15 protein-coding genes are annotated in these 15,885 nt (G+C 68.9%); 4 read left to right on the top strand and 11 right to left on the bottom strand.

Annotated elements, in window-relative coordinates; translation table 11 throughout:
• Positions 1 to 8 precede the first annotated feature (8 nt).
• The 3 genes from J3473_RS15070 to groES all read right to left on the bottom strand — a co-directional run bounded on the left by J3473_RS15070 (position 9) and on the right by groES (position 2,843).
• A complete protein-coding gene (locus J3473_RS15070; protein ID WP_207024704.1) occupies positions 9 to 704 on the bottom strand; it encodes an aspartate/glutamate racemase family protein in 696 nt (231 codons plus the stop codon).
• A 102-nt stretch (positions 705 to 806) separates the two neighbouring features.
• Positions 807 to 2,423: a chaperonin GroEL gene (gene groL / locus J3473_RS15075; protein WP_030528818.1), complete on the bottom strand. Its 1,617-nt coding sequence runs from the start codon at positions 2,421 to 2,423 to the stop codon at positions 807 to 809.
• Positions 2,424 to 2,549: 126 nt separating this feature from the next.
• On the bottom strand, positions 2,550 to 2,843 hold the full coding sequence (gene groES / locus J3473_RS15080) for a co-chaperone GroES (RefSeq protein WP_030528819.1): 294 nt from the start codon (positions 2,841 to 2,843) through the stop codon (positions 2,550 to 2,552).
• Between the two features lie 245 nt (positions 2,844 to 3,088).
• On the opposite strand from groES, the gene J3473_RS15085 reads away from it, so the two are divergent.
• Positions 3,089 to 4,342 carry a class I SAM-dependent methyltransferase gene (locus tag J3473_RS15085; RefSeq protein ID WP_207024706.1) on the top strand — a complete coding sequence of 418 codons (1,254 nt, stop codon included), beginning with the start codon at positions 3,089 to 3,091 and terminating at the stop codon, positions 4,340 to 4,342.
• A gap of 111 nt (positions 4,343 to 4,453) precedes the next feature.
• Here the strand turns inward: J3473_RS15085 and J3473_RS15090 are convergent, their stop codons facing one another.
• From J3473_RS15090 to J3473_RS19810, 8 genes are all read right to left on the bottom strand, one after another.
• The gene (locus tag J3473_RS15090) at positions 4,454 to 6,439 is read right to left on the bottom strand and encodes an acyl-CoA dehydrogenase (RefSeq protein ID WP_207024708.1); all 1,986 of its coding nucleotides are present in this window, start codon (positions 6,437 to 6,439) and stop codon (positions 4,454 to 4,456) included.
• A gap of 58 nt (positions 6,440 to 6,497) precedes the next feature.
• Complete coding sequence (locus J3473_RS15095; protein WP_030528822.1) at positions 6,498 to 7,328, bottom strand: PfkB family carbohydrate kinase; 831 nt, start codon at positions 7,326 to 7,328, stop codon at positions 6,498 to 6,500.
• Positions 7,325 to 8,281, bottom strand: a complete 957-nt coding sequence (locus J3473_RS15100; protein WP_242525898.1) for a nucleoside hydrolase — start codon at positions 8,279 to 8,281, stop codon at positions 7,325 to 7,327. Before J3473_RS15100 ends, J3473_RS15095 begins: the two co-directional genes overlap by 4 nt.
• 179 nt (positions 8,282 to 8,460) lie before the next feature.
• Positions 8,461 to 8,865: a DUF6527 family protein gene (locus tag J3473_RS15105; protein ID WP_207024712.1), complete on the bottom strand. Its 405-nt coding sequence runs from the start codon at positions 8,863 to 8,865 to the stop codon at positions 8,461 to 8,463.
• Complete coding sequence (locus J3473_RS15110; RefSeq protein ID WP_207024714.1) at positions 8,862 to 10,193, bottom strand: ThiF family adenylyltransferase; 1,332 nt, start codon at positions 10,191 to 10,193, stop codon at positions 8,862 to 8,864. Before J3473_RS15110 ends, J3473_RS15105 begins: the two co-directional genes overlap by 4 nt.
• The gene (locus tag J3473_RS15115) at positions 10,168 to 10,449 is read right to left on the bottom strand and encodes a multiubiquitin domain-containing protein (protein WP_207024716.1); all 282 of its coding nucleotides are present in this window, start codon (positions 10,447 to 10,449) and stop codon (positions 10,168 to 10,170) included. The genes J3473_RS15110 and J3473_RS15115 overlap by 26 nt, the downstream gene beginning before the upstream one ends.
• Before the next feature lie 113 nt (positions 10,450 to 10,562).
• On the bottom strand, positions 10,563 to 10,784 hold the full coding sequence (locus J3473_RS15120; RefSeq protein WP_207024718.1) for a DUF2188 domain-containing protein: 222 nt from the start codon (positions 10,782 to 10,784) through the stop codon (positions 10,563 to 10,565).
• Between the two features lie 158 nt (positions 10,785 to 10,942).
• Positions 10,943 to 11,182 (bottom strand): DUF2188 domain-containing protein, encoded by a 240-nt coding sequence (locus J3473_RS19810; protein WP_207024719.1) that lies wholly within the window; start codon positions 11,180 to 11,182, stop codon positions 10,943 to 10,945.
• A gap of 360 nt (positions 11,183 to 11,542) precedes the next feature.
• On the opposite strand from J3473_RS19810, the gene J3473_RS15130 reads away from it, so the two are divergent.
• The 3 genes from J3473_RS15130 to J3473_RS15140 are packed head-to-tail and all read left to right on the top strand — an operon-like array spanning position 11,543 to position 15,835.
• A complete protein-coding gene (locus tag J3473_RS15130) occupies positions 11,543 to 12,547 on the top strand; it encodes a hypothetical protein (protein ID WP_207024721.1) in 1,005 nt (334 codons plus the stop codon).
• Positions 12,544 to 14,043: a hypothetical protein gene (locus tag J3473_RS15135; RefSeq protein ID WP_207024723.1), complete on the top strand. Its 1,500-nt coding sequence runs from the start codon at positions 12,544 to 12,546 to the stop codon at positions 14,041 to 14,043. The genes J3473_RS15130 and J3473_RS15135 overlap by 4 nt, the downstream gene beginning before the upstream one ends.
• Complete coding sequence (locus tag J3473_RS15140) at positions 14,036 to 15,835, top strand: AAA family ATPase (protein ID WP_207024725.1); 1,800 nt, start codon at positions 14,036 to 14,038, stop codon at positions 15,833 to 15,835. The genes J3473_RS15135 and J3473_RS15140 overlap by 8 nt, the downstream gene beginning before the upstream one ends.
• Positions 15,836 to 15,885 lie beyond the last annotated feature (50 nt).

The raw sequence follows: 15,885 nt of genomic DNA on the forward strand, positions 1-15,885 counted from the left end.
ACCCGGGGTCAGGCGGTCGCGCAGAGCCAGTCGACGCCGGCGGCGACGTGGAGCGCCGTCGTGTCGACGAGCGGCACCGCGGCGTCACCATCGCTCAGCAACAGCCCGATCTCGGTGCAGCCGAGGACGACCGCCTCCGCCCCGTCGGCGACGAGCCGCTCGACGACCCCGAGGTAGGCGGCGCGCGACTCCTCGCGGACGACGTCGCGCACGAGCTCGTCGTAGATGACCCGGTGCACCAGCTCGCGGTCGGCCTCCCCGGGCACGAGCACGTCGAGGCCGCGAGCGCGCAGGCGGTCGGCGTAGAACGCCTGCTCCATCGTGAAGCGGGTCGCGAGCAGGCCGACCCGTCGGTGGCCGCCGGCCAGCAGCGCGTCGGCCGTCGGGTCGGCGATGTGCAGCAGCGGCACCCCGGCCGCGGCCTCGATGTCGTCGGCGACCCGGTGCATCGTGTTCGTCGCGAGGAGCAGCGCCTGCGCTCCCCCGGCCGCCAGCCCGCGGGCGGCATCGGCGAGGAGCGCAGCCGTGGTGGGCCAGTCGTCGGCGTGCTGGGCCGCGGCCACCGGGGCGAAGTCGACCGAGTGCAGCAGGAGCCGCGCCGAGTGCAGCCCGCCGAGCCGCGCAGCGACCCCCGCGTTGAGCCCGCGGTAGTAGGCCTCCGTCGAGGTCCAGCTCATCCCGCCGAGCACCCCGAGCAGCCGCATGCGCCCGACCCTACGCCGCGGCGCCGACGCCGACCGGCACGACGACGCCGCCCGGCCCCCTGACGGGGACCGGGCGGCGTGCGGTGTCGCGGGAGGTGGGGCTCAGTGGCCGTGCCCGTGGCCGTGGCCACCGGCGGCAGCCGGCTCCTCCTCCTTCTTCTCGACGACGAGGGTGTCGGTCGTGAGGACCATCGAGGCGATCGAGGCCGCGTTGCGCAGCGCCGAACGGGTCACCTTGACCGGGTCGATGACGCCGGCCTTGACGAGGTCCTCGTACTCGCCGGTGGCGGCGTTGAGGCCCTGGCCCGCGGGGAGCTCGGAGACCTTCGCCACCGCGACGTAGCCCTGGAGGCCCGCGTTCTCGGCGATCCAGCGCAGCGGCTCGGCCGCGGCCTTGCGGACGATGTTCGCGCCCACGGCCTCGTCACCCTCGAGCCCGATGGTGTCGAGCACGGCGACGGCCTGGATGAGCGCGGAGCCACCACCGGAGACGATGCCCTCCTCGATCGCGGCGCGCGTCGCGGAGATCGCGTCCTCGATGCGGTGCTTCTTCTCCTTGAGCTCGACCTCGGTGTGCGCGCCGACCTTGATGACGCAGACGCCGCCGGCGAGCTTCGCGAGGCGCTCCTGGAGCTTCTCGCGGTCCCAGTCGGAGTCGGTGCGCTCGATCTCCTGCTTGATCTGGGCGACGCGGCCCTCGACGTCGGAGGCCTCGCCCGCGCCGTCGATGATGACCGTCGAGTCCTTGGTGACGACGACGCGGCGCGCCTGGCCGAGGGTCTCGAGACCGACCTGGTCGAGCTTGAGGCCGACCTCCTCGGCGACGACCTGGCCGCCGGTGAGGACCGCCATGTCCTGCAGCATCGCCTTGCGGCGGTCGCCGAAGCCGGGGGCCTTGACGGCGACGACGTTGAACGTGCCGCGCATCTTGTTGACGACGAGCGTCGAGAGGGCCTCGCCGTCGACGTCCTCGGCGATGATGACGAGCGGCTTGCCCGACTGGACGACCTTCTCGAGCACCGGCAGGACGTCGGCGATGGCCGAGATCTTGCCCTGGTTGATGAGCACGTAGGCGTCCTCGACGACGGCCTCCATGCGCTCCGGGTCGGAAACGAAGTACGGGGAGATGTAGCCCTTGTCGAACTGCATGCCCTCGGTGAACTCGAGCTCGGTGGAGGCGGTCGAGGACTCCTCGACGGTGATGACGCCGTCCTTGCCGACCTTGTCGAACGCGTCGGCGATGGTGGCGCCGATCTCGGTGTCCTGCGCGGAGAGCGAGGCGACCTGGGCGATCTCGTCCTTGGACTCGATCTCGCGGGCGTTCTCGAGCAGGCGCTCGGAGACGGCGTCGACGGCCTTGTCCATCCCGCGCTTGAGGCCCGAGGGAGCGGCGCCGGCCGCGACGTTGCGCAGGCCCTCCTTGACCATCGCCTGGGCGAGGACCGTCGCGGTCGTCGTCCCGTCACCGGCGATGTCGTTGGTCTTGGTGGCGACCTCCTTGGCGAGCTGCGCGCCGAGGTTCTCGTAGGCGTCCTCGAGCTCGACCTCGCGGGCGATCGTGACGCCGTCGTTCGTGATCGTGGGGGCGCCCCACTTCTTGTCGATGACGACGTTGCGGCCCTTCGGGCCGAGCGTCACCTTGACGGCGTTCGCGAGGGCGTCGACGCCCCGCTCGAGCGCCTTGCGGGCGGAGTCGTTGAACTCCAGTTCCTTGGCCATGGGTGTCCTTTGCTGGGGGTGACGGGCGGCGCGGTGCGCCCGACCCGTCGCGTGGGTCAGGGGGATGCCGGACGCGTCCCGGCGGCACGGGGCCGCCGGGACGCGGTCACGGCGTCAGCGGACTGCTCAGCCGACGACGGCGAGCACGTCGCGGGCGGAGAGGATGAGGTACTCCTCGCCGCCGTGCTTGATCTCGGTGCCGCCGTACTTGCTGAAGATGACCCGGTCGCCGACCTGGACGTCGAGCGGGACCCGGTTGCCCTTGTCGTCGATGCGACCGGGGCCGACCGCGAGGACCTCGCCCTCCTGGGGCTTCTCCTTCGCGGTGTCCGGGATGACGAGACCGGACGCGGTGGTCTGCTCGGCCTCGAGGCTCTTGATGACGATGCGGTCCTCGAGCGGCTTGATGGAAACCGACACGGTGTGCTCCTCCCCTTGCTGGGATGAGTCGAAGTGGACGGGGACGTGCGCGTCCGGGCCGTGCTCGCCGTCGCGGGGGTCGACCGCGGCCCGGGGTGCGCTGGCACTCGCACGGGGCGAGTGCCAATGAGGCAAATCTAGGCCGCGCTTAGCACTCGGTCAACTCGAGTGCCAGCCGGGCGCGGCGCGGGCGTCCGGAGGGTTCGCACCGGGCCCCGAGAAGGCGGATGGCAGGATGACCGGCCGTGGACGTCGGCATCGTGCGAGCCCTGGGGTCGCCGGAGGGGAAGGAGCTCCTGCGCTCCCTCCCGCCGTACGACCCCGCGGCGGTGTTCGCGCTCCAGGACCGGCTGCGCCGCGAGGGCCACGCGGCCGACTTCGTGGCCGCCGTGCTCACCCAGCAGCGGCTGCGCGCGCGGGCCGTCGCGAAGTTCGGCGAGTTCGCCGGCGACCTCCTCTACACGCCCGACGGGCTCGAGCAGGCCTCGCGGCTCGAGGTCGCGGCCACCCACGCGGGCCGCTTCTACAACGCCTCGCTGGCGACGGTGCACGACCTCGGCTGCGGCATCGGCAGCGACGCCGTCGCGATGTCGGCGCTCGGCGTGACCGTGCAGGCCGTCGACATCGACCCCGTGACGGCGGCCATCGCCGACACCAACCTGCGGCCCTGGCCCGACTCCCGCGCCCACGAGGGCTACGCCGAGGAGTTCGAGCCGCCGCGCGACCCGCTGCGCTCGCGCGTCGGCGTCTGGCTGGACCCGGCACGCCGCATCCCCGGCAAGACCGGGCGGCACGGGCGCATCAAGCGGGTGTTCCGGCTCGACGAGATCCGGCCATCGTGGCAGTTCGTCCTCCAGGTGGCGACGGCGGTGCCGGCCACCGGGGCGAAGCTCTCGCCGTCGATGCCGCACGACGCGATCCCGCTCGGCACCGAGGCGCAATGGACCTCGTACGGCGGCGAGGTGCTCGAGTGCGCCGTCTGGTGGGGGCCGCTGGCCCAGCGCCCCGGCCGCAGCGCGCGCATCCTCGCGGCCGGGCGCTCGCCGGTCGAGGTCGACGAGACGATGGCCGAGCCGGACCCACCGACGGCCGAGGGCACCGGCTCGATCGGTGCCTGGCTGTACGAGCCGGACCGCGCCGTGACGCAGGCCGGGCTGCTCGGGGCCGTGACCGGGGCGACGCTCGGGGTCGAGGTCGACACGGGGCTGGGGTACGTGCTCTCGGACGCCGAGGTGGACCTGCCGTACGCGCGGCGGTACGCGGTGCTCGAGTCGATGCCGTTCACCGTCAAGACACTGCGGGCGTGGCTGGCGCAGCACGGCGTGACCGGGCTGACCGTCAAGAAGCGCGGGGTCCGGCTCGACGACGACGAGCTGCGGCGGCAGCTGAAGATCGGGCGCGGCGCCGGCGACGGGGCGCAGGCGACGGTCGTGCTCACGCGGGTCGCGGGCCAGCAGACGGCGATCGTCGTCGAGCCCGTGGTGCCGGCCGCCGGCTGAGAGCGGGCGTGAGCAGCCCGAGACCCCGGTTCGTCCGCGAGACCCCGGAACCGTTCCGGGGTCTCGCGGACATTTCGGGGTGACCCCGAAATGCTGAGTCACCCGGCCGGGTCAGGGGCCGACGAGGTCGCGCGCGCCGAGGACCTCCGGCGGGATGCCGAACGCCTCGACGAGCTCGAGCGCAACGGGCCGCAGGCGCCGCAGCAGCGCCGTCACCTCCCGCGTGATGGCCTTCGAGCGCGGCGCCGACAGCCGCCCGTGCTCGAGGAACCAGCCGCGGTCGGCCTCGATGGTCACGAGCGCGTGCAGGTCGCAGAGCGCCCCGAGCACCTCGCGCGTCGGCCCCTCCGGCTGGGCCCGCACCTGCGCGACGAACGCCTCGACGACGAGCCGCTCGACGTGCGAGCGGGCCGCGGCGATGACGTGGTCCTGCACGTCGTTGAACACCTCGCCCGGCGGCCGGCCGGCGTCGACCCCCGCCTTGAGCCGACGCGCCACCCCCGCGACCTGGTGCTCCTCGCGGAAGCGCAGCATCGCCAGGTGGTAGTCGGGGTCGAGCAGCCCGGCGTCGGTGTCCGCGCCGTCGCGCCCCGTCGGCAGCACGTCCCGGATGCGCTCGAGCAGCTGGTGCGCCGCGGTGAGCTCGACGACGGTGTCGACGGCCAGCCCGGCGACGAAGCGGACCATCCCGCGCTGGTCGAGGTCCTCGAAGGACGAGGAGTAGTCGGTGAGCAGCCCCTTGGCGACGAGCTGGAGCAGGACGTGGTTGTCGCCCTCGAACGTCGTGAAGACGTCGGTGTCGGCCTTGAGCGCCGCGAACCGGTTGGCCGAGAGGTAGCCGGCGCCGCCGCACGCCTCGCGGCACTCCTGGATGGCGTGCGTCGCGTGCCAGGTGGCGAGCGCCTTCTGGCCGGCGGCGCGCGACTCGAGGGCGCGCACGTCGCGCTCGGGCGCCTCGGGGGTCTCCAGCGAGAAGACCTCGTGCAGCTGCCGGGCGACCTCCTGCTGGGCGGCGCTCAGGGCGTACGCGCGGGCGACGAGCGGCAGCAACCGGCGCTGGTGCATCCCGTAGTCCAGGAGCAGGGTCTCGTCCTCGGTGCCGGGCGCCTCGAACTGGCGGCGGCGCAGGCCGTACCGGACGGCGATCTCGATGGCCACCTTGGATGCCGCGAGCGCTCCCCCGCCGACGCTGACCCGGCCCTGGACGAGGGTGCCGAGCATCGTGAAGAAGCGCCGGTTGGGGTTCTCGATGCTCGAGCGGTACGTGCCGTCGTCGTCGATCTGCGCGAAGCGGTCGAGGAGGTTGGCGCGCGGCACACGCACGTCGTCGAACCAGAGGCGGCCGTTGTCGACGCCCTCGAGCCCGAGCTTGGTGCCGCAGTCCTCGACCCGCACGCCGGCCAGCACCTCGCCGTCGCGGCGGATCGGGACGAGCACCGCGTGGACGCCGTGGGCCTCGCCGCCGACCTCGAGCTGGGCGAAGACGACCGCGAGCTCGCCGTCCTCCGCGGCGTTGCCGATGTAGTCCTTGCGCGAGGCGTCGTCGGGGGTGCGGACGACGATCTCGTCGGTGGCGGGGTCGTAGGTGGCGGTGGTGCCGAGCGCCTGGACGTTGCTGCCGTGGCCGGTCTCGGTCATCGCGAAGCAGCCGAGCAGCCGCCCGGAGAGGATGTCCGGCAGGTACCGCTCGTGGTGGGCGCGCGTCCCGAGCTGGAGCACGGCGCCGCCGAAGAGCCCGAACTGCACGCCGGACTTCACGACGACGGAGAGATCGCCGTAGGCGAGCGTCTCGAACGACGCGATGGAGGCGCCGATGTCGCCACCGCCGCCGACCGAGCGGGGGAAGCCGTGGGCGGCCTGGCCGCGCTCGCCGATCTCGACGACGAGGTCGCGCACCCGGCGGCGCAGCTCGGCCCGGGGCAGGTCTCGCTGCTCGTCGAGGAGGTCGGTGTGCTCGGCCAGCGCGGCGCGGACCTCGTCGCGGACGGCGGCGTGCGGCCCGTCGAGGACGGCGCGCAGGGCGGCGGGGTCGGCGTCCAGGGCGGGCTGGGCGCGACGGGTCGGGTCGGTGGTGCGGACGGCATCGGTGGCGGCCATGTCGCCACCCTGACACGGCTTTACCGGCCTTCGGCGGCTCCGTGACGCGCGAAGTTACTCACAGGTAGGGGTCGGGCTGCGCGCCCTCGCGCGCGACGGCGGCGGCGCCGGAGGCGAGCGCCGCGTCGAGCGCCTCCTCGCGGGTGGCGCCGCGCGCGAGGGCTGCCGCGAGCGCGCCGACGAAGGCGTCGCCGGCTCCCGTCGTGTCGACGACGCCGCCCTCGACCGGGTGGGCCGGCATCGTCACGCCGTCCCACGAGGCCCCGTTGGCCCCGAAGGTCACGAGCAGCGAGGCCGGCTCGGCCCCCGCCTCGGCGAGCGCCTGCATCTCGAGCTCGTTGGCGACGACGGGGTCGCCGAGGGCGACGACGTCGGCGGGCAGCCCCGACCACGGGGCGACGTTGAGGACGACTCGGGCGCCGCGTCCGGCGGCGACCCGCGCGGCCTCGCAGACGACGGTCAGGGGGACCTCGAGCTGGAGGACGAGGACGTCGTCCGGCCCGAGGGCGCGGACGGCGTCGACCTCCGGCGCCCCGAGGTGGTGGTTGGCGCCGGGCACGACGACGATCGTGTTCTCGCCGTCGTCGGACACCTGGACGATGGCGTGGCCGGAGGTCTCGCCCTCGACGACGCGGACGGCCTCGACGTCGATGCCGAGGCGCGCGAGCCGCTCGCGGTAGGCGCGACCGCCGTCGTCGTCGCCGACGCAGCCGGCCATCGCGACGTCGGCGCCGGCCGCCGCCGCGGCGACGGCCTGGTTGGCGCCCTTGCCGCCCGCGAGGCGGCGCAGGCCCTCCCCCAGCACGGTCTCCCCCGGGCGCGGGTGCGACTCGACCCGCGTCACGAGGTCGACGTTGAGCGAGCCGAGGACGAGCACGCGGCCGGTCATCGGGCCTCCCCTCCGACGGTGTCGAGCCAGAGCCTTGCGATGCGGGGGCCGTCGATCTCGAGGGCGACCTCGACCATCGCGGGCGAGACGCCGTGGGGGTCGTGCGCCATGTCGCCACTCCAGTCGCGGGTGTCGACGATGGTGCGCCCGCGCGTCCACGTACCAGACAGCTCGACGCGGACGGGACGCCGCTCGGCGCGCACCGCGTCGGGCGCGAGGAGCATGGCCACGGCGCCGGCGTCACCGATGGTCGCGCCGTCGTTGGCGAAGCGCCGGTGGTGGAACGAGATGAGGTCGGCGGCGAGCCGGGCCACCGGGGTGTTGACGGCGCGCAGCGCCTCGACGTCGGCGTCGGTGACCTTGGGGTCGTAGAAGACGTCGAGGCCGTACATCGCGACGGGCACCTCGTGGGCAGCGCAGGCGTCGAGCACGACGGCGGCGGCCTCGGGGTCGTGGAAGACGTTGAACTCGGCGGCGGCCGTCGCGTTGCTGACGTTGGCGCCGCCGCCCATGAAGACGATGCGCCCGATGCGCGCGAAGGCCTCGGGGTGGACGCGCGCCAGGAGGGCGATGTTCGTCATCGGGGCGAGGGGGACGAGGGTGACCGGCTCTCCCGACTCGGCTGCGCCGAGCACGGTGTCGCGCAGGAGGTCGACGGCGATGCGGGCGTCCGGCTCGAGGGTCGGTGCGGGCATCCCGAGGTCGGCCATCCCGTCGGAGCCGTGGACGTGGCGGGCGTCGACCGGCTGCTCGAGGAGGGGACGGGAGGCACCCACGCCGACGGGCACGTCGGCCCGGCCGGCTGTCTCAAGGACGACGAGTGTGTTGCGCACGACGTCGGCGAGCGGTGCGTTGCCGCCGACACACGTGACGGCCCGCAGGTCGAGCCCCGGATGGAGCGCCGCGAGGAGGAGGGCGCAGGCGTCATCGACGCCCGTGTCGACATCAAGCACCACCGGGATCCGCTGCACGAGACCGATCATCCACGATCGAGCTGCCTCGGCGTCAGGACCCACCTAGTCACCGGCAACACCAGGGCCCGGAGCTGCGTCGACGTCTCCTGTCGACGCACGCATAGTCACGTCATACCGCCCATAAGGACGCGGGGTGTCAGGGCAGCCGTGAAGTCCCCTCAGTCCAGATCGCTGGACTGGAACCTGCTCCACGCACGCCGCCACCAGGGCTCGCGGATCGTCGACACTTCCGGCGCCCGATCGTGCACAGCGTGGTCCCGTGCCAGCGCAGTCTTGGTCGCGGCCTTGGAGATTTGCGGTAGCCAGTCGATGCGGTCGTGACGGATGTAGTAATGAGACCGGCACGGCTGCTGTCCGCTACCGATCGAGGGAAGGAGAGTGACGGTGCCGTCGAACGTGAGCACCCAGTCGTTCGGTCCGATGGGAGTGACGACCTTGGCTCCGCATCCGCAGGCGCAGAGGTGGACGGCGGTTTGGTAGTCCATCGACACGTAGAGGGTCTCTGCCTCCGGAACGGCGGGGATGGACTTGGTAAAGACGGTGTTCAGGGTTGTCGCATTCATGCCGCGTCACCGTCGACGTCGGTGTCGGCGACGCGTTCATCCTGGATGGCCTCAACCGGGTTCACATGGTCGATGAGCCCTTCGGGACCGCCATCGTGTTCGGCGACCTCAGGCTGGTCGCCGTCCTCGTGACGTGCGAGGTCGCTCACGCCGTACCGGTGGTGCAGGTCGCCGGAGTTGACGACGAACACAGTGTGGTGCTCATGCTCTATGTCGGCGTAGAACTTAAGGAACTTCTTGTAGCGGATGATGGCGAGGTTGGCGGTGAGCGCGTTGATCTCGTCGACCTGGAGGTTGGTGTCGTACTCGGCGTCGTCGCCGGCGAAGTAGGAAATTAGTTCGTCTTGGGCGATATGGTCGCTACATCCCGGGGTCGAGGTCGTGATCCGGATCTGGCCAGCGATGCCATTAGCGTCATTGCTGAGGCCGACGCCTGTGTCGATGAACGGGATGCCGTGCTGGGTGAGCGCGTCGATGACCACCCTCTTGTCGGGCCCGGTGTCCATGGCGAGGAACACGAAGCCAGCGTCGAGGAGCTCGCCCACATTGTCAGCGGTGACGTTGACAGGGTGGGGGACGATGCCGCGCCGCATGACCGAGTACTTGCGCGTGTAGTACTCGACCTTCGTCAAGCCTGCCTCAAGGTCCCTGAGGCTGGCCGCGCCCGGGGCCCGGAACGCATTGTGAGTGCGGTAGAAATCGGCATCGTAGAGGTGGACGGTGAGCGCCGGAGTCTTGGCAAGCGCGTCCAGCAGGTGTGCACCGGTGCCGCCGAGTCCGACGATGGCGACTTTCTCCAATGCAAGGTGGCCGTTCAACGCGGTGATTCCGGCACGGCTGGTGAAGGTGTCGACGTACAGGAAGACACCGTCGTCCTCGTCGGTCTCGATCGGCTTGTAGGTGTACGGGTTCACCGAGGGGTCCACTGCCTGTGCTGGACCGATGACCATGGCCGTGTAGTAGGTGACCTTCTCGTAGAAGTCGCCGTACCCGCCCTCTGGCTTTTGCGAGAATCCACAGGCTGCCGTGAGGTCCGCGCTCGCGGACCACTTCTCGACGCTGTCGTTGACCAAGTGCCTGATCGGCTGGCCATTTTTTTCTCGCGGCACGCCCCCGACGAAGCACATGACGTGCGTCGTCGGCCGCGCCGCGGTGGTGCCGCTCAGGTCCAGTGGGCAGAGGAAGGAACCCCACTGGACCTGAGCAGCGTCATCCACGTACGGGATGTCGTCCACGACAAGGAACCCGTTGACGATGCGGACGGCGAAGCCGTCCTGCACCAGGCGGGCCAGGTCGGGGCTGTTACGAACGAGTCGTGAGCCGGACATCGAACGTGGTGCCCTTCCTTTTGATGGTGACCGACTCGCCGGCGACGAGCGTGCCGTTGTGGGTGCCGCCGTGCGACGGGTCGGCGTTGCGGTAGGTGACGGTGAACTTCGCCTCCGGGTCGTGGTTCGGGTAGGCGACCTGACCGAGCTCCTCGTACGTCAGCACGTCGTGCTCCAGCGGTGTCTCGGTGCCGTTGATCACGGCCTCGAACTGCTTGTCCTTCTTCTTGCCCTGTTCCTGGGCCGCTGCTGTCATCGCAGTACTCCTCTCCTCGTCATCCTTTGGACGCTGTTGTTCGAATGGTTTGTCCGCGGGTGCCCGTGTCCGCGGCGCACTTCTGTCCACCGACGCGAGCACCCACTCTTATGTCACCCCCTGGGCGGGAAGGGGTCGTTGCCGTAGGTTCGCTCGTCCTCGATCGTGCCGTCCCTCCGGCAGATCTTGAGCGAGCTGGGTTGGTTCAATTTCGCGACCTTGACGCCGGCGGCGATCGCGTCGTCTTTCAGCACGTGGGTGCTGAGGGTCTGCTGCGAGTGGCGCACTGCCCATGACTGGGAGATGAACTGAACCCAGTAGATCTTCCGTGCCATCTTTCCTCCTTGGTATCGGACGCCGGACTGCGTGTCCCCGGGGCGGGGCAGGCGTCTCACCGATGTGAGACGTCGGACCGCTGGATCCTGTCCAGCGCCCACACCGGCGTTCTGATGTGCCCGGACGCGGGTCGCTGCGGCACGCGATGCGGCCACCATCAACCCTTGCTGCTCCGCGGGTCGTTCCCCGGAGCGATCGTGTCCTGACGGCGGATCGTGCCATCGCCGGCACGGACGGCGAGCTCTCCACCTCCGTCGTTGCGGAGGATCGTGCGGGCGCGGTCGATGCCGTCCGCCTGAGTTCGGGTCACCGCGGACGGGCGACTCGCTCCCGGCTTCACGACCTCGTACTTCCCGTCGGGACGCTTCTGCACTGTGCGCTTGTTCGGACCGGTCATCGTTCTTCTCCCTGGGCACTTGCGCTTGTCTCGGTTACGCCCTGGTGGAACGTCGAACCGTCCGTATCTGTCCAGGGACCGCGCAGAGCGAGTGGAGCGGGTTCATCGAGGTCTTCGCTGGTTGACGCTGGCGACGCCCTCGTGCGCCAGATTCCTCACCTGATAAGGCGAGTGCCGGGGCCACCACTCGCTACGGTGAGGCAGTCATAGCGCTGGAACGCGAAGCAACAGGGCTGGCCGGGTGGAACGGGTTACCGGTGCCGCTACGGGGAGGCGGATGGAGTTGGGCACGGGCAGGCGTATCAGCTTCGTTGAGGATTCGTCGCGCGGCCGATCCCAGATGACCGTCGGAGTGGCCGGATGAGCGCGTTCGACCACTTTTCGAGGACCGGTCAGTGGAATGACGAACTCGCCCGGCTGCTCTATGAGTCAGTCCGAAGCGTTGCCACGTCACGGAACTTCCCGCCGCCGGCCGGGTATCGATCGTGGGCAGACGAAGACGCCGTCTACGAGACCGCCCATGAGTTTCTTTACGGCCATCGTGGGGAACGGCGCATCACGGCGCTCCTCGTCTCGGCCACCAGCCAACCCTCCTTCGAGCGTCTGCTCGATACCTACGTCCAGAATTTCCTGCGGGATCAAGCGAGAAGAACTGACATCGGGAAGCTCATCCGTCGCATCAACGAGGTAGCCGAGACAGAGGCATCGTTCGAGGTCGCGGCCGCCAACCCACGTCGTTGGCGCCTTGCCGGGGGCCCAATTGATCCGTCAGTTGCGCCGGCAAGCGCCTTGTCCGCCGCCCTCAAGGGGGTAGAGGTCGTTGTGCCCGCATGGTCGAGCGAGACGCGCGACGCTCCTGCCGCTGACCGTGCGTCGTTCGTCGGCATGATCCACGCAGTTCTGTCTGCTGCTGACGGCTCCGTGTCCGCAGCCGACATCGCGCATGCCGTCGCGGAGCGGCTCGACGTCCGCCGGGTTCTCCCCGAAGAAGCCCTGGACCCAATGTTGGAAATCGGATTGGAGCCGCCCGATCCGAACGCGGCACCAGATGCAGAGGTCGAAGATCGTGATATCGCGGTGCAGATCTTCGACCTCCTCGACGACAACGAACGGATCCTCCATGCAAACCAGGGCTCGACCGTGCGCGAGTTGGGTGACCTTCTCGGAATGAGCAAGTCTCGCGCTGCGACCATGCGGACGGCGCTCCACGCAAAGTTCGCCAGATTGCTCGCAGCCTACGACGACGCCCGCGGGGCACTACGTCATCTCGATCAGTTGTGTTCCGATTGGTTTCGTGACTGGACGAACGGACCTGGTCCGACGTCTCAAGAACCGACCAGTACTGCCTCAAGGACGGAAGGATGACGATGTACAGCCGTCCCCATCTTTCCTCTCGCGAACTTGCGGCCGCGCGCAACCACACGGGCGATCTCGTCTCCAACGACAACGACGACTTCAGCCCGGCTGCGGCGCGCCACCTGTCGCGATGCGCTGTCTGCAAGATCCGGGTCAACCGCCTGAAGCGAAGCGAGGACCCTCCACCACCCTCTTTAGACCTAGCTGCACGACTCTCATCCGACACGCCCCTGGTCTCAGCACGGCTTGTGCAAGCCATGCAGTCGACGCACCCGGCGGATATACGGCCCGCTGCAGGAGAGCTTTGGCGCGCCGGACACGATGAAGCCCTCCTCGTGTGGGTTCGAGATCTAGTCGGGTCCCACGCAGTCGAAGTGGTCCCTGTCGCGCTCGATGCTTCGCTTGCCGACGAGACGTCGATCTCGATAGAACCCGACGCAACCGTTCTAGGCATCGGCGCGCTGGCACTCGTGTCCCTACGAACCCACATTCACGTCGACGCGTTCATCAACCGTCTTGACGTCATAGACCTGCGAGCAGAGGTTGAAGAAGTCATTCTCGCTACCCGCGAGCACCGGCTGCCAACAGGAGTTGCGCTCGCTGACCACGACCAATGGAACTACGCCACAGCGAAAGCCGACCGCGACGACTTCCACAATCAATTGCTCCAGCTGCATCCCGTGGTCTGGGACGGCCGGCTGGACGCCCTCGAGGCATCAGACAGGCGGCACGATCTGGGCCTCGGTCCACAGTTCACCGCCGACCCAGATGTGGAACACGCCGCTACGGTGAACCCCGAACCCGACGGGTTCTGGCAGCGAAGCTTCGAGACGATCAGTGACGAGCTCGAAGCACGCATCTGGGGGGTGCAATGCCATCGGATTCAACGGATGTCACAGCACGTGAACGAGTTGACGCTGGAGTCCTTCTTTAAGGCCTTCTACCTCGACACCACGGTCTTGGCGGTCGTCGCGAACAGACACCGCAATCCCCCTCGAATGTTCGACCTTTCGGCGATCCTCGAAGCACTTGAGCCACTCACTCGCATCGAAGGGGACGCAGATGCAGTTGTTGTCTCCGTCCCGAGCGATGGACCTACCAGCGAGTGGGCGTCGGTACTTCTCACTCGAGCGCACATGCGCACCGGGATCAACCTTCCCATCGGCGAGGCGTCCTCTCCGATGTTCACTATCAGTGGCTTCGGGCTCATCGACACCCTCGCCAAGTACCTAGACGGAGCGATAGTGGCGTGGGAGGTGCTGGGCGGGTCCGACCCACGGCTTCACGGAATCAACGTTCACGACGCCGCCCATCGACACGCCCTCGACTCAACTTCACGTGTACGCACAGAGGGCAGCCGCGCCCGGACCCCCGAGAAGTTAACCGGTTGGCAACTCGAACCAACAACCGAATCCGCGGTCGCTCGCTTCGTCGCCGCCGCCGCATCGGACACAGACTTCGATGCAGCTATCGCCGAACTCGGTTTGGAGGAGCCCGATGATTAAGAGTCTCCGGCTCCGTAATTGGCGTAACTACGCCGACGTCGAGATCGAGTTCAATGAGGGTGTGACCTTCGTCGTCGCCACCAACGGTGTCGGAAAGACATCCATGATTGAGGCCGCCCGATGGGCGCTCTTCGGCACTCTCGGCCCCACGCCTGAAGCAGCGATCCGGGTCGGCGCAGACTCGGCCGAGGCCACGGTCGAACTGATCCTTCCCAGCAGTCGAGTCCTCACGATCGCCCGGCCCATCAACCGTCCACGGACCCGCAGGGACACTCAGCCGGGCCCCAGAATCGCCATCGATGGCACCGCTGTAGCATCAGCGGAGCTGCCGGGGCTCCTCACATCGGAGTACAAGACTGACCTTTCGTTCCTCGCGCGCCTCACCATGCCGGCCCCGAACCGCATTGACGACAAACCGAACACCCTCGGTTTGGAGAACCACCTCGGTCGGCTCTTTGGTATTGACGGCCTTCGCTCCGCGCTTTCGCGTCTCGACCGACTGAAGAAAGACAACGATCGCGGGATCCGAAGCATCAAGCAGGCCCACTCGGCCAGCGCGAAACGGCTCGCCGACCTCTCCCAACTGGTCCAAGATACGCAAGTCAGCGTGGAGGGGCTAACGGTGCGGCTGGAAGCAGCACACCTCCGCCGAGAGAGGGTGCGCGAGTATTTCCGATTTCAAGATGCGCGCGCAAGTTGGTTCGCCGCCAGTCAAGCCCGCCACGCAGAACTTGAAGAAGTGGCGCGCAGAATCTCAGAGAAGACGGGGTTCAGGACCACAGCGGAGACTGTTGAAGAGACGATTCGGATCGCCGTGGCGTCGCTCGAAGAATCACTGGGCACCGTTCGCGTGGACATCGCCGTCGCCGCGAGCCAAGCTGACGCCGTCGCGGCCAATCGCCTACGACTCGACGAGTCCCACGCCGACTGCCCCGTCTGCCGACGTCCCCTCGATGACCAGACCATCGACAATGCCCATATCGAAGCCGACAACGAGCTCGCCACACTCGAACAGCGCGCTGCCGAGTTGGCGGACATCGAGACAGATCTCGCGGACCAGCGCACCCAGCTCCTGGAGCTTCAGGCCGTCCTCACGAACATGCCGGCCCTTCCGGCCGAACCGACCCATCCAGACACCGCCGCATTCGCGGATGACGAACGTGACTCTGCCGGCCTTGCCGTCACCGAGGTGATGAACGCGCTCGTCGAGGCCAAGGCAGACGCCACTCAGGCGCAACGCGATCTGGAAGCCGCGCGCGACGCCGATCAGGCCATGCGTGAACTCGAGCGCCTCTTCCGCCGCGAAGCCAAACTGCGCGTCGCAACCGAGACGACCCAGGCGACCCTCGATGAAGTACTTGAGACCACAGTCAGTCCGATCGCGACCGAAGTGAATCAGCGCTGGGCAGCACTCTTCCCAGATCGAGGCTCGCTTACAACCCGCGCGGATGGCACCATCACCCGACAAATCCACGGCCACGACGTCCCCTTCGACTCCTTCAGCACAGGCGAGGGGATAGGGGCGACCATCCTGCTCCGTCTGGTTGTCGCCCATCTCACCTCTGTAGCGGACTTCATCTGGTTCGACGAACCCCTCGAACATCTAGACCCTGACGTTCGCCGCCACGTGGCGAATATGCTCTCCAGAGTCACCGCAGGCGACGGCTCTGTAAGACAGGTAGTCGTTACGACATACGAGGACCCCCTCGCCCGACAGCTGCGCGCTAGGGACACTCGACATGTCCACCTTGTAGACGTTAGGCAGTCACATGGGTCAACGGCTCCGGGCTAGTTGGCCAACGCATGCCGCCGACCTGCTTGACCGCGGATAGTCGAGCGCGA

Source organism: Phycicoccus sp. DTK01, assembly GCF_017312765.1.
GTDB lineage: Bacteria > Actinomycetota > Actinomycetes > Actinomycetales > Dermatophilaceae > Phycicoccus > Phycicoccus jejuensis.

Bases quoted from the DNA above. Each gene is read 5' to 3' on its own strand.
- J3473_RS15070 (WP_207024704.1), bottom strand. From the start codon at position 704: ATGCGGCTGCTCGGGGTGCTCGGCGGGATGAGCTGGACCTCGACGGAG.
- groL (WP_030528818.1), bottom strand. From the start codon at position 2,423: ATGGCCAAGGAACTGGAGTTCAACGACTCCGCCCGCAAGGCGCTCGAG.
- J3473_RS15090 (WP_207024708.1), bottom strand. From the start codon at position 6,439: ATGGCCGCCACCGATGCCGTCCGCACCACCGACCCGACCCGTCGCGCC.
- J3473_RS15095 (WP_030528822.1), bottom strand. From the start codon at position 7,328: ATGACCGGCCGCGTGCTCGTCCTCGGCTCGCTCAACGTCGACCTCGTG.
- J3473_RS15105 (WP_207024712.1), bottom strand. From the start codon at position 8,865: ATGAATGCGACAACCCTGAACACCGTCTTTACCAAGTCCATCCCCGCC.
- J3473_RS15110 (WP_207024714.1), bottom strand. From the start codon at position 10,193: ATGTCCGGCTCACGACTCGTTCGTAACAGCCCCGACCTGGCCCGCCTG.
- J3473_RS15115 (WP_207024716.1), bottom strand. From the start codon at position 10,449: ATGACAGCAGCGGCCCAGGAACAGGGCAAGAAGAAGGACAAGCAGTTC.
- J3473_RS15120 (WP_207024718.1), bottom strand. From the start codon at position 10,784: ATGGCACGGAAGATCTACTGGGTTCAGTTCATCTCCCAGTCATGGGCA.
- J3473_RS19810 (WP_207024719.1), bottom strand. From the start codon at position 11,182: ATGACCGGTCCGAACAAGCGCACAGTGCAGAAGCGTCCCGACGGGAAG.
- J3473_RS15130 (WP_207024721.1), top strand. From the start codon at position 11,543: ATGAGCGCGTTCGACCACTTTTCGAGGACCGGTCAGTGGAATGACGAA.
- J3473_RS15135 (WP_207024723.1), top strand. From the start codon at position 12,544: ATGACGATGTACAGCCGTCCCCATCTTTCCTCTCGCGAACTTGCGGCC.
- J3473_RS15140 (WP_207024725.1), top strand. From the start codon at position 14,036: ATGATTAAGAGTCTCCGGCTCCGTAATTGGCGTAACTACGCCGACGTC.